The sequence below is a fragment of the Actimicrobium sp. CCI2.3 genome, assembly GCF_035019065.1.
Taxonomy (GTDB): domain Bacteria; phylum Pseudomonadota; class Gammaproteobacteria; order Burkholderiales; family Burkholderiaceae_D; genus Actimicrobium.
This window is the reverse complement of the sequence record NZ_JASJWR010000009.1, coordinates 1-13,262: the sequence shown is the minus strand read 5'-3', so window position 1 is coordinate 13,262 and position 13,262 is coordinate 1. Positions and strand designations below refer to the sequence as shown.

Below are 13,262 nucleotides of genomic sequence, written 5' to 3'. Positions count from 1 at the left end.
TCCACCCATTCTTGAACCTGGAGAAACCATGTCCGCAGGACTGCGCATCAACAATATTGAAGTCATTTATGACCATGTGATCCTGGTCTTGAAAGGCGTCTCGCTGGAAGTCCCGCAGGGCAAGATTGTCGCCCTGCTCGGCGCCAATGGTGCCGGCAAAAGTACCACCCTGAAAGCCATCTCGAACCTGCTCGCCGCAGAGCGGGGCGACGTCACCAAAGGCAGCATCGAATACAACGACGCACGCGTCGACCAGCTCACGCCGAACGAACTAGTCAAGCGTGGCGTGATCCAGGTCATGGAAGGGCGACACTGTTTCGCCCACCTGTCGATCGAAGACAACCTGCTGACCGGTGCCTACACGCGCAACATCAGCGCGGCCGAGACCCGCCATGAACTCGAAAAAATCTACACGTATTTTCCGCGCCTGAAGATCCGGCGCAAATCGCAAGCCGGCTACACCTCCGGCGGCGAACAGCAAATGACCGCGATCGGCCGCGCGATGATGGCCAAGCCCTCGATGATCCTGCTGGACGAGCCATCGATGGGACTCGCGCCGCAGATCGTCGAAGAAATCTTCGACATCGTCAAAGACCTGAACACCCGCGAAAACGTCTCGTTCCTGCTAGCTGAACAAAACACCTCGGTGGCACTACGTTACGCCGACTTCGGCTACATCCTCGAAAGCGGCCGCGTCGTCATGGAAGGCGCCGCCACGGACCTGGCCAGCAACGAAGACGTCAAAGAGTTCTACCTGGGCGTCTCGGGCGCGGGGCGAAAGAGCTTCAAGGACATGAAATTTTACCGACGACGCAAGCGCTGGCTAGCATGACACGCTGGGACTTGCTCAATGACAGCACACGAAACAATCGGGGTCAGAGTGAATTTAATCAGTTGGTAATTAGGGTCAGAGTCAATTTATTCAAAACCCAAAAGCAATATTCAACTCTGACCCCATTTAATTTGTCAGCGTAGCAATTAGGGTCAGAGTCAATTTAATTAGATCCAAGGAGAAATATTCGACTCTGACCCCAATTAACTCTCCATCAATAATAGGGTCAGAGTCGATTTAATAGTCTCCACAAAGCAATATTCGACTCTGACCCCAATATTTTTTTACTGACTATTACCGGAACCACCGCCATGTCCGATGCCCTCGACCACCTCGAAACCCGCACCTCCGCCGAACGCGATGCGGACCTGCTGACGCGTCTGCCGCAGCTGATCGCCCGCGCGCAAACGGCCACTGGCTGGGCGCGCCTCCTCGGCGGGGTAGACGCATCCGGGATCACGTCGCGCGCAGCGTTAGCCGCCTTGCCCGTCACCCGCAAATCCGACCTGCACGGCCTGCAATGCGACACGCCGCCATTTGGCGGGCTGACCTCGACCGCGCCGCATGGCTTGCGCCGTATTTTCATGTCGCCCGGTCCGATCTTTGATCCGGAAGGACGCAGCGAAGACTGGTGGCGCTTTGCGCGCGGGCTGCATGCGCTCGGTTTGCGCAGCGGCGATCTGCTGCAAAACTGCTTCTCGTACCATTTCACGCCAGCCGCCTTCATGGTCGAGGGAGCCGCAGCCAAGCTTGGTTGCGTCGTCATCCCGGCCGGCAGCGGCCAGACCGAAATGCAAGTTCAGGCAATGGCCGAACTGAAGCCGGCGGCCTATGTCGGCACACCATCCTTCCTCAAACTCATCATCGAAAAAGCCCGCGACATGGGAGCTGACATCAGCGCCACGCAACGCGCACTAGTCAGCGCGGAAGCCCTGCCGCCATCGCTGCGCAGCTGGCTGCAGGACAACGGCGTGCCCCACGTGCTGCAGATGTACGCCTCGGCCGATATCGGCAACATCGCCTATGAAACCGAGACCGACGGCAAGGTCAATCCCGGCATGATTGTCGACGAAGACATCCTGCTCGAAATCGTCCGTCCCGGCACCGGCGACCCGGTCGCGCCCGGTGAAGTCGGCGAAGTTGTCGTCACCTCGTTCAACCCCGATTACCCGCTGATCCGGTTCGCCACCGGCGACCTGTCGGCAGTCCTCGCGGGCACCTCGCCGTGTGGTCGCACCAACCTGCGCATCAAAGGCTGGATGGGTCGCGCCGACCAGACTACCAAGATCCGCGCCATGTTCGTCCACCCGTCCCAGGTTGCCGAGATAGTTCGGCGCTTTCCGGCGGTGAGCAAAGCACGGCTGGTGGTGTCGGGCGAAATGGCGAATGACGTAATGACGCTGCATTGCGAAGTAATTGCACAGGACGCGACCTTGTCGGCGGCGATTACTGAAGCGATCAGGGAGGTGACGAAGTTACGTGGGGAAGTTTTGCTAGTGGCACCAGGGACGCTAGCCAATGATGGGAAGGTGATTGAGGATGCGCGGCGGTATGAATGATGCATGATCCGATTCGATCCGGGGACCGCGTCCTGGCCTTCAACTTGATAAAAACAGGTCGTAGCGAAGAGCAACGGCTGCTTCCGTCAACGTCATGCATCCAAAGTCAATTAGGGTCAGAGTCAATTTATCCAAAATCAAATAGGGTCAGAGTCAAATTTAATCAATCCACTTAGAAATAATTTACTGTAACCCTAATTCTCACTTAGAAATAATTTACTCTGACCCTAATTTTTCAAATACGAGGACGCTTGAAGTGTGAACGGTGGAAATTAGGGTCAGGGTGAATTTAATCCGTGCCGCTTGGGAATATTTCACTCTGACCCTAATTATTCACATCAAAACAATTCGACTCTGACCCCATTTTTAAAGGTTGTTCAGCAGTGCGCCCATTTGAGGTTTGTCTACGGGACTGGTGAGGCTTGCTGGGGTAAGCAAATACATATACGTCTGCGGCCACCAACTACCACCGGACCAATAGGTCCAACCGGCCCATACGTCGGCGTTGGCCGAGGTGTAATTCATCATGGCGGCACCTTCGTTCAAGCATGTTGCATTTTTTGACCAGCCGGCTTCGGCCAGAAACAGCTCGTAATGGTTGGTGCGGGCCCACAGCGTCGCGCTGTTGAGTACGTCCTTACCCTTGCCGAGAACGCATACATCACTGGTACCCGAGTTGTTGCTGTCGAGGTATTGATGCACTTCAAAGGCGAAGTTATTCGCCGGCTCGGTGAATCCCGTCCAAGCCGCTGCATTACCGCTGGAAACCCAACTATGCGCGCCAGTCCACGACGTTCCCGGAATCAATATCTTCTGTGTCGCACCCGTTGAACGGATTGCCGCGACTGCATCGCTGGCAACCGCCTTCCACTGCACTGGAGTCTGCTGATTCGGTTCGTTCATTAACGCAAAAATCACATTGGGCTGTGACTTGAATGCGATCGCCAGTCGCTTCCAAAAATCGGCAAAGTCCGCCGAAGACACCCCCCCAGGTACGCCAATCAACTTCATCGTGCCACTGACAGAATCGTATTTACTACCGTAATCATGAGGATCGAGAATCACATTCACACCCTTGCTGGCGCTATAGGTAATGACTTTCTGCAAATTCGCAATCTCGCTGACGCTCAAGGCCGCGTTGTTGATCGGCTGGATCCGCGCGCCGGAAAATGGCACGCGGATGACGTTCATGCCTTTGCCTGCGTAGTAGTCGATTTCGGCGTTAGCAGGGTATGTATATTCGTAATTAAGTCGCCCGTTGGGCTTGGAGCCGTTATATTCTCCACCAGAAATATTGACCCCCTTGAATTTGACCGGCAACGAGGCCGACGTGGCCGCTGCGGAAGCAAAGAATGACAAGCCCAGCAAGCAGATCAATGCAAGACGGCTTGCTGGAAGAAGTGTTGGGGTCTGGGAGATGTTGAGATTCGAGTCGCACATTTTTAGCTTCGCAATTTGGTTTCCACGAAGCAATATTACCCGCCTTAACTTTCCTTGCGGCAACTGTTACAGTTTTTTTTATTAACCTCCTTTTTTACGACACATTTTCCAAAATTAAATTTTTTCCCGGCCTGTTTTACTAGTCCATACAGGTGACGATGAGCGCGGCGCGCTGGACATCAACACACTCTCACCTGAAGAACTCACTCTCTTTTGAGAATTTTTAGGTCTTATGTGACCTGACACCCGCCTAAGCCAAACAGGTGTAGTGGTACACTTTCGCCAACATTTTCACATCGAGCACGCGACCATTTACTGCACTGCCGCCTGGCTAACGTCTAATTAAAACCCAATATTTTTAAGGAACCACCCATGCAACTGATCCCAACCATCCTCTGCGGCGGCGCAGGTTCACGCCTATGGCCTGTCTCCCGCGAGATGCACCCGAAGCCATTTATTCGACTCGCCGATGGCCAGAGCCTGTTGCAAAAAGCGTTCTTGCGCGGCGCCCAACTGCCAGACGTTACCGAGGTCCTGACCGTCACCAATCGCGAGTTATTGTTCAAGACGGAAGACGAGTTCGGCGAAGTCAATGCCGCCAAACTCGCGACATCGTTCATCCTCGAACCGTTCGGCCGCAACACCGCCGCCGCGATCGCCGCCGCCGCGTTGCAAGTAGAAAAAAAATACGGTGCCAGCGCCATCATGCTGGTGCTCGCCGCAGATCATCTGATCGCCGACCAGCCAGCCTTTGAACAGGCCGTAGTCGCCGCCGCCAAGCTTGCCGCTGCTGGCAAACTGGTGACGTTCGGCATCGAGCCTGAATCCCCGGAAACCGGCTACGGCTACATCGAAGCCGATGGCAACACCGTCGTGCGTTTCGTCGAAAAGCCATCGCTCGACAAGGCCCAGGAATACCTGGCCTCCGGCCGCTTTCTATGGAACTCCGGCATCTTCTGTTTTGCGGCCGGTACGATGCTCGCCGAAATGGCCAAACATTGCCCGGACATCCTCGCCGCGACCAAAGCCTGTACCGAACAGTCCCGTCTGGCAGAAGGCAAAAACTTCACCCAACTGGACCTCGACGCGGAATCCTTTCGCAGCATTCCCGACCTGTCGATTGACTACGCAGTCATGGAGAAATCCACCCAGGTCGCGGTCATTCCGTGCAGCATCGGCTGGAGCGATATCGGTTCCTGGACGGCGCTGGGCGATTTGTCGGCGGCTGATGCCGATGGCAACCGCACCCAGGGCGACGTGATGCTGCATAACACCAGCAACTGCACGATCCAGACCAACGACCGTCTGATCGGCACCGTCGGCATCGACAACCTGATCATCATCGACACACCCGACGCGGTCCTCATCGCCGACAAATCCTGCGCGCAAGACGTCAAGCACATTTACGCCGGACTAAAAGCCAAGGGCCACGAGGCGCACAAGATGCACCGCACTGCGCATAGGCCGTGGGGCACGTACACCGTGCTGGAAGAAGGCAACGGTTTCAAGATCAAACGCATCGAAGTCAAGCCCGGTGCCAGCCTCAGCCTGCAGATGCACTACCACCGCAGCGAGCACTGGATCGTCGTCAATGGCATGGCCAAGGTAGTCAACGGCGACAAAGAGTTTCTGGTCAACACCAATGAATCGACCTACATCCCGGCCGGACACCGCCACCGCCTGGAAAATCCGGGCAGATTGAATCTGGTGATGATTGAAGTGCAGAGTGGTGGGTACCTGGGCGAAGACGATATCGTGCGGTTTCAGGATAATTACGGGCGGGCTTGAAGCGGAGCAAGCGGACAACTTTCCGATTAATTGAACAGGGCGACTGGCTACCCTTTCACCAGTCGCCTGCGATTCATCTCAATCATCCTGGCCACGGTGTTCACCGTCCTGGCGCGGATTGGCAATCCTTTTGCCAGCGTCCGGAATACCTTATCGGTGACTCGCTCAAGCACTGCATCAATGATCGCCTCTGTGTCTTTGGCTGCTAATCCGGCAGCTTGCGCCGCAGCAATGATGTGTGACCGGGCGGGCGCTTTTCCCTCACCCGCAATATCCATGAAATGCTCGCCCCGATACCCCGGGCAAAAAGTCAGATCAAAGGGTGGTGCCAAACACCATTGACGGTCCCGATCGAGCAAGAAAGCGATGTTCTTGGCATGATCGTCGCGATTGTTCATCAACACATTGAACACGCAGCGTTGTACCGCTTTTTTCAGCTCGCGGTGGTCACGCGTGAGGCGCCGCGTTGCCCTGAAAAAATCCTCATAACTCACCGATGGAATCTGAAAATTCGTATGGAGCAATCCAGCCAGCGAATGGACATGAACACGTTGCTCACCCTCGCGATCAAATCGCCTGGTACCGAATGCAGTCATTCCTATTCCAATGGCAAAAAAACGTGTTGCCGTCATTCCCAAATCGCACAAGTTCGCGATCTGCGCATACAACGCCTCGAGCGCACACGCATCGGGCGCATCGTCTGATGCCGGAAACTTGATCAGCCATGGCTCAGCATGGGTAACGCTGGATACTTGCGTACTCATCTGGCCAGTGTCAGGGTCAAAATAGACCATTGCCTTTGGTCGCGCTCCTCCGGGCGACCCTCCCGCGTGGGCTATCTCTGCCAAAACGGCATGACTGTCGTCGACCAACAATGCTTGCACTTCGTTCGCTAGTGCGAGCAAGCTCAGGTCGGTGGCATCGATCGCCTGGTCAGTGCAGGGCTCATAGGTCAGTGCCCCCATGGTGTTATCGCCAAGGTAAGCAAGTCGATCCAGCGTCGAAACGGTTGACAGATCAATCCCGCACGCTTTCATGCGCCGATTCATCAAGCCAAAACCCCAGCTATCCGGCAGCGAATCGGACACCAAACCAGGCACCCGTTGCAAATTCACATAATGCTGTTGCTGGTCAGGATAAGCCGCTGCGCGTAAGGGCAAGCGGATTGGCGACAAGTCAAGGCCGAGTGCTATCGCTTCCGGAGAATATTGAAACAACACATCGCCCCCGGCATCCGCCAGCCGGCCCAGAACAACCGATGCGCCAAACGCCCGGTACATGACAGTCAGCTCTTTCATTTGGTACGGCTAGCTAACCGATATGCCCGCTGGCGCCCTACAACCGCCGCCTTCGCCCGCATATCCTCTATCGTGCGGCTTTGGGTTACCAGCACAGCTTGCAGATCCGACGTTGCGTTGAGCGATTCGAGTATCCGGACAAACGTCTCCAGGGTGCAGCGCCCGGTACGTTCAAAGTTACCCAGCGTCTTGCTGGAAAGACCAATTCGTTGCGCCATTTCATCAACGCTCACATTGATCGAAAGCCGACGAGTGCGGGCACGAACACCGAGTTCGAGACAAATTTCGCTAGGAAGAGCCAATGAGAAATCGAGCATATTTATTCTTGATAGCCTGTCAAAAAATACTTAACTAGAATAATTCTACCTGATGTTGAGCCGACGTCCCCACTCAATCTTCTACGACCATTTATCGTGAGCAGCAACGCCGTCTTGAGCAAGAATTGTCGATTCTTCCGATGAGGACGACCGCAACTCGGATCATTTGACTGACAAATATCAACAGCTTGCAATAACCCATCATCAAACATCCATCCCAATGACTGTCATGTGCCTGCATGACAGCTGCTTGATTGTTGTCCGGAGCCCCTGAATCTTAGCAAGACTGGCAAAGGTGAAGCGATGAAAGACAGAGCGCATGACGAAGCGATGGCGGAGATGTTCCGGGACGATCCTGAGTATGCAGTTCAATTGCTCAACAGCATTCTCGAGGACGGCGACCAGAGTGAGCTGTTGATCACCTTACGTCAAATGGCAAAAGCCTTTGGTGGCGTGCAGGCCGTCGCTGACACGGCCCACCTTAGTGCGACTCAGCTTTACCGCACCTTATCGCCCGATGGCAATCCTGTTCTGAGTAATTTCTCGGCAATTTTGAGGGTGATGGGTCTGCGGTTGGCTGTCCAGCTTGTTCCGCCGCCAACGGCTTCCCAATAAACACCCCCTGCGCTTGCCACACTGATTTTACCGACGCGCTCACAATACCCTAGAGCCCACACCACCAACGCCGTGCATCACACTAACGATACGGTGCCGCCAACGGTTCCCCTATAAACACCCCCTGCGCCGGCCACGCCACGCTTTTCCAATAGGCTTCGATGGCTGTTTCGCCAGCCAGATAATGCTTGAGCAGCACACTCGAATTCGGAAACTTCTGCCAGTAATTGCAAGGCTCTGACACGCTGCCATAACTGGCAGTCGCACCGGCATCCAGCCAGCGCAAACTGCTCATCTGGCCCTTGCCCAGCAAATCACCGCCAACTGAAGTCAGATGGTCGGCCAGTGCGCCTGCCTGAAAATGCAGCGTCTCCAGATGCGGCACCGATACCGCGCCGGTTTGATAAATCATCACATTAGTGGCATTAATCAGGCTGTCTTGTCGCAGCGTCTTGATTACCAGCTTTTTCTGCGAAATCGCCCCACTACGCGGGAAATACGCCGCACGACTGTTGCGTGCGCTGTCGGCAGTTATCAGGTAATACGCCGTTGACGGATACACCCGAAAAGCACTCTGCACACCGCGGTCGATCAATGCCTTGGCCTGCTCGAATGACTCGGTCGGCAACAGCATTGACGGCCGAATCCCGAAGTCGGAAAAAGGCTGGCGCGTGAGCGTGTTGTAATACGGACTGGGCGTGCCCGGCGCACAAGTTTTGACACACTGCTGCGCATCAAAGCCAAGTGTCATCGCCGAGGTAATCGAGTTGCACTCCACCCCGTACGGCGCAGTCCAGACCATCAGCAGCGCCTGCATTGCGGGGGTTAATTGCGCATCGATTTCCTGCTTGAGTTTGGCAAAGGCAACCCGTGACAGGTTATGCGGCGCATTGGGTATCTGCACGTGAATCATGTTTTGCGAAGGGATTTGACGGACGACGCGGTAGTACTCGCCGACCTGTACGCTCAGTGGATCGGCGTCGTTGATGACAACACCGAGTTGGTCGGCGCGGAGCGCGGCCGGTAGCGCCGCATCCGTCGGTGTATCGGCATGCGCACCGCCAGAAACAAAAACGACGAGAGAAAAAATCAGGGACAGATATAAAGAAAAAGGCACAGCGCGTTTCCCGAGGCAGTAGACATGAAGGCAGAAGCAGAACTCAAGTATACCTGTCCTACCTCACCTTCTTCGCCAGTAAAAGACCTATAACGACCTAAGACGAAAAGCTTATCCCGTACACATCGCGGACACCAACCAGCCGTCAGCGACTTGTTCGCAGGATGGAGTCGAGTCTCCACCCTGCTGGCCCGACACACCTTCACAAAACACTTGCCCGACTAAATGGCACCTTCAACCAGATCCTCGTCATCGCTACTACGGCGTTCGGTCCGCCGATCCCGCGCATCCCGCCAGCTATTAACCTTGCACTCCGCCACATGCATCATCTTGCCCTGCCGATCCACACAATAATCCTTGCACACCACCATTTCGGTCATCTCGGTATTGGGTGTCACGCGCGTGTATTCAAACAGTACGCTTCGCACCACCTCCGCACCGGAACAAATATGACTACCATGGCCGATCCAGGTCGGTCCAACAATCGTACAACCCGCCTCGATCCGCGTACCCGATCCGATATAAACGGGCCCCGTAATCGTTGTGCCTTCCCAATCAATACTGGTATTTAACCCAACCCAAAGACCGTCAGTAATTTGCGTCCCCGGCATCGTCATGTGCGCCACACTACCGCTGAGCACACTTTGCAACACAGCCCAGAAGTCCTTCACGTTACCGATATCAATCCAGTTAAAGAACCGCTTCTGGGCATAGAAAGGCACGCCTTTTTCTACCAGCAATGGGAACAACTCCGAACCGATATCAAACATCTGGTCAGACGGGATCAGCTTGAGCACTTCCGGCTCAAGGATATAAATACCGGTACTGGCGAAGTTGGATAATGCTTCTTCCGGCTTCGGCTTCTCCTGAAACGACAGCACGCGTCCCTGTTCGTCTGTCACGACCATGCCGTACTCAGACGACTTTTCTTTTGGCACTTCTTTCGTGATGACGCTGGCCAGTGCGCCCTTGCGACGGTGCTCGAACAAGGCTGACTTGATGTCGAGATCAATGATCGCGTCACCGCAAATCACAATCGTCGTTTCGTCAAAAAACCCGCCAAAATCCTGGATTTTTTTCATACCGCCTGCCGAACCAATCGGCTTAGGACTGACTACCCGTTCATCGTTGATATACCCCTCGAACGAATAACCAATCTGCGCCCCGAAGCGCTGGCCTTCACCAAAATAACTCTCGATCTTCTGGTGCAGATAACTGACATTCACCATGATTTCGGTAACGCCGAACTTGACCAAGTGATCGATCAGATATTCCATGACTGGCTTGCCAAGGATGGGAATCATCGGCTTGGGCAGTTCGTAAGTCAGGGGTTGAACACGAGTGCCTTTTCCGGCGGCGAGGATCATTGCTTTCATAGGTACCTTGTCATAATCATTAAGACTAACTTTTTGGAATCGACAGAAAAATATTAATTGAAATATTTGTTTGTTAATAATAATAATTTTACACGGGCACATATCGGATGTTCAATATAGATACTAAACAAAGACGAACCCATAATCACTAACAAAATAGCTGATAAAATCGCCCAGCCTCCAAAATAAATACTCACTTTTGCGAAAATATATAATATCGGAATGTGTAAAAGGTAAATTGAAAAACTCCAATCGCCCATTTTCTGGAAAAAATGCCAATGCAATATTTTATCGAGCGGAGTTGAATCACTGGTGAACGCAAATATCGTCAATCCCGATATAAGTGCAGGAATCATGTCGAGCCAATATGATTCGCCCATACTTACATAGCCCATCATAAAAAATAAAAATGTGATTAGCAATGCTAGCTGTAAAAAAAACATCAGTCTTACTGATTGAGTTACCGCTGAAGCCTTTAAATGTAACCAGCCCAAAAATGTTCCAATAATAAAATACTGAAGTTTTGAACCCACAAATGTGCCGGGAAAGCTGGCTCTTTGCCAAACAAGATAACAACTGACGATAGCAACAATAGCTAATGCTATATATTTCTTTCGATATACCGCCGAATAAACAGAAAACCAAATCACGATAAACAAGATATAGAACTGTACTTCTGGAGGTATGCTCCAGAACACACTTGCATTGCCAACAAACAGCAAATGCCTGGCAATATTACTGTGATCAATAGCATACGGAAATGCGGGATCAAAATAATTAAAGACGACGAACGAAAGTATAATGACAATTAGATATGGCGGTGCGATTCTCGAGAATCTGGATACGATATAACTGAACACACTTGAAACATTGAAATTTTTGTGAAGATAAAGATGCCCCATAAGAAAACCTCCCAGAGTAAAAAAGATCATTACTCCAAAATGGCCTTCTTGCGCATTTCCAAAAGCGCCTATTTTAAAAAGTTGAAGGTGTGAGAAAACAACCAATAACGATGCAACTCCCCGGATCGCATTTAATGACAGTATTTGAGGCTGCTTCATTTCAAGATTTACCTTTATTTTATTCTACTTTTGTAATTATAAAAATATGCATAAAAGAGCTTGAATATAAACGCATTGTATTTTTATTTATCGCAAATAACAATAATATCTTACCAAAACATTTTATATTGTATATTCGTTCAAATTGTTACAAATAAATAAATGAAGGAGGGAATAATTTAATCGCCTAATTTTTGACCTCAAAGGTCTACTGACGTCAAATTTCAACGAGATAGTACTGATCGCGAAGCAAATCAGTTTGTCGAATGTCGAATTTGCCGAGAAGAAGCGTGTCACGCGCCGTGGGTCGTTTCTGGCAAACATAGAACAAGTCATGACCTGGGTCGGTCTGGAAGCGGTTATTGCACCAAACTACCCGACTGATACGAACGATCGCCGTACGCTCAGTCTGTCGCGGATGGCGCGCGTCTACCGCATCAAACAGTGATTCGGTACGACTGATGACGGGGTCGAAGTGGAGACCTACGATGGTCAAGTCGTGCGTGCGTTTATTGGTGTGAATTGACATGCGAAGCGTTACCAGATTCGACGCCATTGTTGACATCACAGCGCTTGCTAGAGACTAGTGAAGTCAAACCGCGCATTGTCAACATCACTAAGCTAAACGAAAAAGGATTGATGCTGCCCTACGAGATCATCGTTGACAAAAAGATAAACAAACACCAACTTAGACGATAAGCCCAGTGCACAATCGAATCGCTGATTAGCATCAGACAAAACATAGGAATCAGTGATGCCTCAGCATGAACGCGCATATCAGCTTCGATACCGAAAATGGAGAGATGCGCCGCTTGATCTCGCTGAAGGGAAACGTGGCGGACATTGTAAATAGGGTTCCATGCCCTTTTTGTATAGAGCTTGACGCCCATCCAGATACCGCGTTACGCCAGTTCCACGTAACACCGCTGGCGTAAATAAACTCTCCGGCAAGAGCGCAAATTTACCCATGCGGAAATAAAAGATGGCCACAAAATTGGTGACGGCGCGAAAGTCGCGCGCAGTGGTTTTGGCTCGCTAGAACAAGCCGTTCATCGCATCAACATACGCATTGCTGCGCTCATCGAGCATGCCGCCCGCAATACCCCACGCAGTTGCGTCGTCAGCGTGCTCGCCGGTAGCTTGAACGACTCAAGGCGGCAGCGTCGCGACCAAAAAAACCAGCGCAATAACGCGGGCTCGGCCATGGGTTCACAGTTGGCCGTCATGCCTTGGACGTGTACCGCATTGCGCGCTAGCGCCGCAGACCGCGCAATCCCGCGGCCTTGCTTGGCACATAACGTCAAAATCGATGCGCTGCTTCACGCTATCGAGGACAACCTGCGTGACCTCCCGCGAGGCGTACAAACCAAGGTCACTGGTGAATAAGGTTTCGATGACGCTGTTCATGGCGGCATTCCTTACCGTCAATGTCGGATAAAAATAGATCGATTAAGCCATGTTAAATTCCACTGATAACGGTATAGAACCAAATGCTCGACCATCTATGTCCGCTCGAAGACTATACGAGACCTCGAGAATATGAAACAGGCCTTATTGGCTACGGTCCATTAACGTGTTGCATTTGGTTCTTGACGCTGCTCCTCGTAAGTAACTATCACATTCAATATTCGGTAATTGTTAAAATAACCTGAACGAATTATATTTATGATGTGTATTATCTCGATTAGTAAAAACTGAATTAAGAAGTCGTTGAATAAATTGATTTCATTGATTACAGAACTACTTAAGTCAAAAATTTAAATTAGCTAAAAAAGTGACTAAATCAACATTTTCTTTAATATTTTTCGAAGCAAAGTGAAACTTAAGGCGAGGTTATGATTGATACTGCTATTAAAGTT

General features: G+C 51.9%; 13 protein-coding genes. 6 read left to right on the top strand and 7 right to left on the bottom strand.

Going from position 1 to position 13,262, the window contains the following annotated elements:
- The first annotated feature begins 28 nt into the window (after positions 1-28).
- Together QN370_RS06900 and QN370_RS06895 are read left to right on the top strand one after the other, a co-directional pair.
- Positions 29-832, top strand: coding sequence for an ABC transporter ATP-binding protein (locus tag QN370_RS06900; protein ID WP_322129113.1), 804 nt, complete (start codon positions 29-31; stop codon positions 830-832).
- A gap of 311 nt (positions 833-1,143) precedes the next feature.
- Positions 1,144-2,391, top strand: a complete 1,248-nt coding sequence (locus tag QN370_RS06895) for a phenylacetate--CoA ligase family protein (protein WP_322129114.1) — start codon at positions 1,144-1,146, stop codon at positions 2,389-2,391.
- 366 nt (positions 2,392-2,757) lie between these two features.
- On the opposite strand, the gene QN370_RS06890 is transcribed toward QN370_RS06895, so the two are convergent.
- Positions 2,758-3,831, bottom strand: a complete 1,074-nt coding sequence (locus QN370_RS06890) for a glycoside hydrolase family 5 protein (protein ID WP_323581697.1) — start codon at positions 3,829-3,831, stop codon at positions 2,758-2,760.
- A 372-nt stretch (positions 3,832-4,203) separates the two neighbouring features.
- Here QN370_RS06890 and QN370_RS06885 point away from each other — a divergent pair, with 372 nt between their 5' ends.
- Positions 4,204-5,619: a mannose-1-phosphate guanylyltransferase/mannose-6-phosphate isomerase gene (locus tag QN370_RS06885; RefSeq protein ID WP_322129117.1), complete on the top strand. Its 1,416-nt coding sequence runs from the start codon at positions 4,204-4,206 to the stop codon at positions 5,617-5,619.
- Positions 5,620-5,666: 47 nt separating this feature from the next.
- On the opposite strand, the gene QN370_RS06880 is transcribed toward QN370_RS06885, so the two are convergent.
- The gene (locus tag QN370_RS06880) at positions 5,667-6,899 is read right to left on the bottom strand and encodes a type II toxin-antitoxin system HipA family toxin (protein ID WP_323581702.1); all 1,233 of its coding nucleotides are present in this window, start codon (positions 6,897-6,899) and stop codon (positions 5,667-5,669) included.
- Positions 6,900-6,913: 14 nt separating this feature from the next.
- Positions 6,914-7,234, bottom strand: coding sequence for a transcriptional regulator (locus QN370_RS06875; protein WP_322129119.1), 321 nt, complete (start codon positions 7,232-7,234; stop codon positions 6,914-6,916).
- Between the two features lie 303 nt (positions 7,235-7,537).
- Here QN370_RS06875 and QN370_RS06870 point away from each other — a divergent pair, with 303 nt between their 5' ends.
- The gene (locus QN370_RS06870) at positions 7,538-7,849 is read left to right on the top strand and encodes an addiction module antidote protein (protein WP_322129120.1); all 312 of its coding nucleotides are present in this window, start codon (positions 7,538-7,540) and stop codon (positions 7,847-7,849) included.
- 82 nt (positions 7,850-7,931) lie between these two features.
- Here the strand turns inward: QN370_RS06870 and QN370_RS06865 are convergent, their stop codons facing one another.
- From QN370_RS06865 to QN370_RS06855, 3 genes are all read right to left on the bottom strand, one after another.
- Positions 7,932-8,966 carry a TIGR03790 family protein gene (locus tag QN370_RS06865; RefSeq protein WP_322129121.1) on the bottom strand — a complete coding sequence of 345 codons (1,035 nt, stop codon included), beginning with the start codon at positions 8,964-8,966 and terminating at the stop codon, positions 7,932-7,934.
- 221 nt (positions 8,967-9,187) lie between these two features.
- The gene (locus QN370_RS06860; RefSeq protein WP_322129122.1) at positions 9,188-10,342 is read right to left on the bottom strand and encodes an NDP-sugar synthase; all 1,155 of its coding nucleotides are present in this window, start codon (positions 10,340-10,342) and stop codon (positions 9,188-9,190) included.
- Between the two features lie 53 nt (positions 10,343-10,395).
- Complete coding sequence (locus tag QN370_RS06855; RefSeq protein WP_322129123.1) at positions 10,396-11,403, bottom strand: acyltransferase; 1,008 nt, start codon at positions 11,401-11,403, stop codon at positions 10,396-10,398.
- A 259-nt stretch (positions 11,404-11,662) separates the two neighbouring features.
- Here QN370_RS06855 and QN370_RS06850 point away from each other — a divergent pair, with 259 nt between their 5' ends.
- Together QN370_RS06850 and QN370_RS06845 are read left to right on the top strand one after the other, a co-directional pair.
- Positions 11,663-11,851 (top strand): hypothetical protein, encoded by a 189-nt coding sequence (locus QN370_RS06850; RefSeq protein ID WP_323581696.1) that lies wholly within the window; start codon positions 11,663-11,665, stop codon positions 11,849-11,851.
- Between the two features lie 316 nt (positions 11,852-12,167).
- Positions 12,168-12,338, top strand: coding sequence for a hypothetical protein (locus tag QN370_RS06845; protein WP_322129125.1), 171 nt, complete (start codon positions 12,168-12,170; stop codon positions 12,336-12,338).
- 274 nt (positions 12,339-12,612) lie between these two features.
- On the opposite strand, the gene QN370_RS06840 is transcribed toward QN370_RS06845, so the two are convergent.
- Positions 12,613-12,810, bottom strand: a complete 198-nt coding sequence (locus QN370_RS06840) for a hypothetical protein (RefSeq protein ID WP_323581695.1) — start codon at positions 12,808-12,810, stop codon at positions 12,613-12,615.
- Between the last annotated feature and the right edge of the window lie 452 nt (positions 12,811-13,262).

What these genes read in the sequence shown, in the direction of transcription:
- QN370_RS06875 (WP_322129119.1), bottom strand. Translation starts at nt 7,234, where the DNA reads ATGCTCGATTTCTCATTGGCTCTTCCTAGCGAAATTTGTCTCGAACTC.
- QN370_RS06860 (WP_322129122.1), bottom strand. Translation starts at nt 10,342, where the DNA reads ATGAAAGCAATGATCCTCGCCGCCGGAAAAGGCACTCGTGTTCAACCC.
- QN370_RS06845 (WP_322129125.1), top strand. Translation starts at nt 12,168, where the DNA reads ATGAACGCGCATATCAGCTTCGATACCGAAAATGGAGAGATGCGCCGC.
- QN370_RS06895 (WP_322129114.1), top strand. Translation starts at nt 1,144, where the DNA reads ATGTCCGATGCCCTCGACCACCTCGAAACCCGCACCTCCGCCGAACGC.
- QN370_RS06870 (WP_322129120.1), top strand. Translation starts at nt 7,538, where the DNA reads ATGAAAGACAGAGCGCATGACGAAGCGATGGCGGAGATGTTCCGGGAC.
- QN370_RS06855 (WP_322129123.1), bottom strand. Translation starts at nt 11,403, where the DNA reads ATGAAGCAGCCTCAAATACTGTCATTAAATGCGATCCGGGGAGTTGCA.
- QN370_RS06900 (WP_322129113.1), top strand. Translation starts at nt 29, where the DNA reads ATGTCCGCAGGACTGCGCATCAACAATATTGAAGTCATTTATGACCAT.
- QN370_RS06885 (WP_322129117.1), top strand. Translation starts at nt 4,204, where the DNA reads ATGCAACTGATCCCAACCATCCTCTGCGGCGGCGCAGGTTCACGCCTA.
- QN370_RS06840 (WP_323581695.1), bottom strand. Translation starts at nt 12,810, where the DNA reads ATGAACAGCGTCATCGAAACCTTATTCACCAGTGACCTTGGTTTGTAC.
- QN370_RS06890 (WP_323581697.1), bottom strand. Translation starts at nt 3,831, where the DNA reads ATGTGCGACTCGAATCTCAACATCTCCCAGACCCCAACACTTCTTCCA.
- QN370_RS06880 (WP_323581702.1), bottom strand. Translation starts at nt 6,899, where the DNA reads ATGTACCGGGCGTTTGGCGCATCGGTTGTTCTGGGCCGGCTGGCGGAT.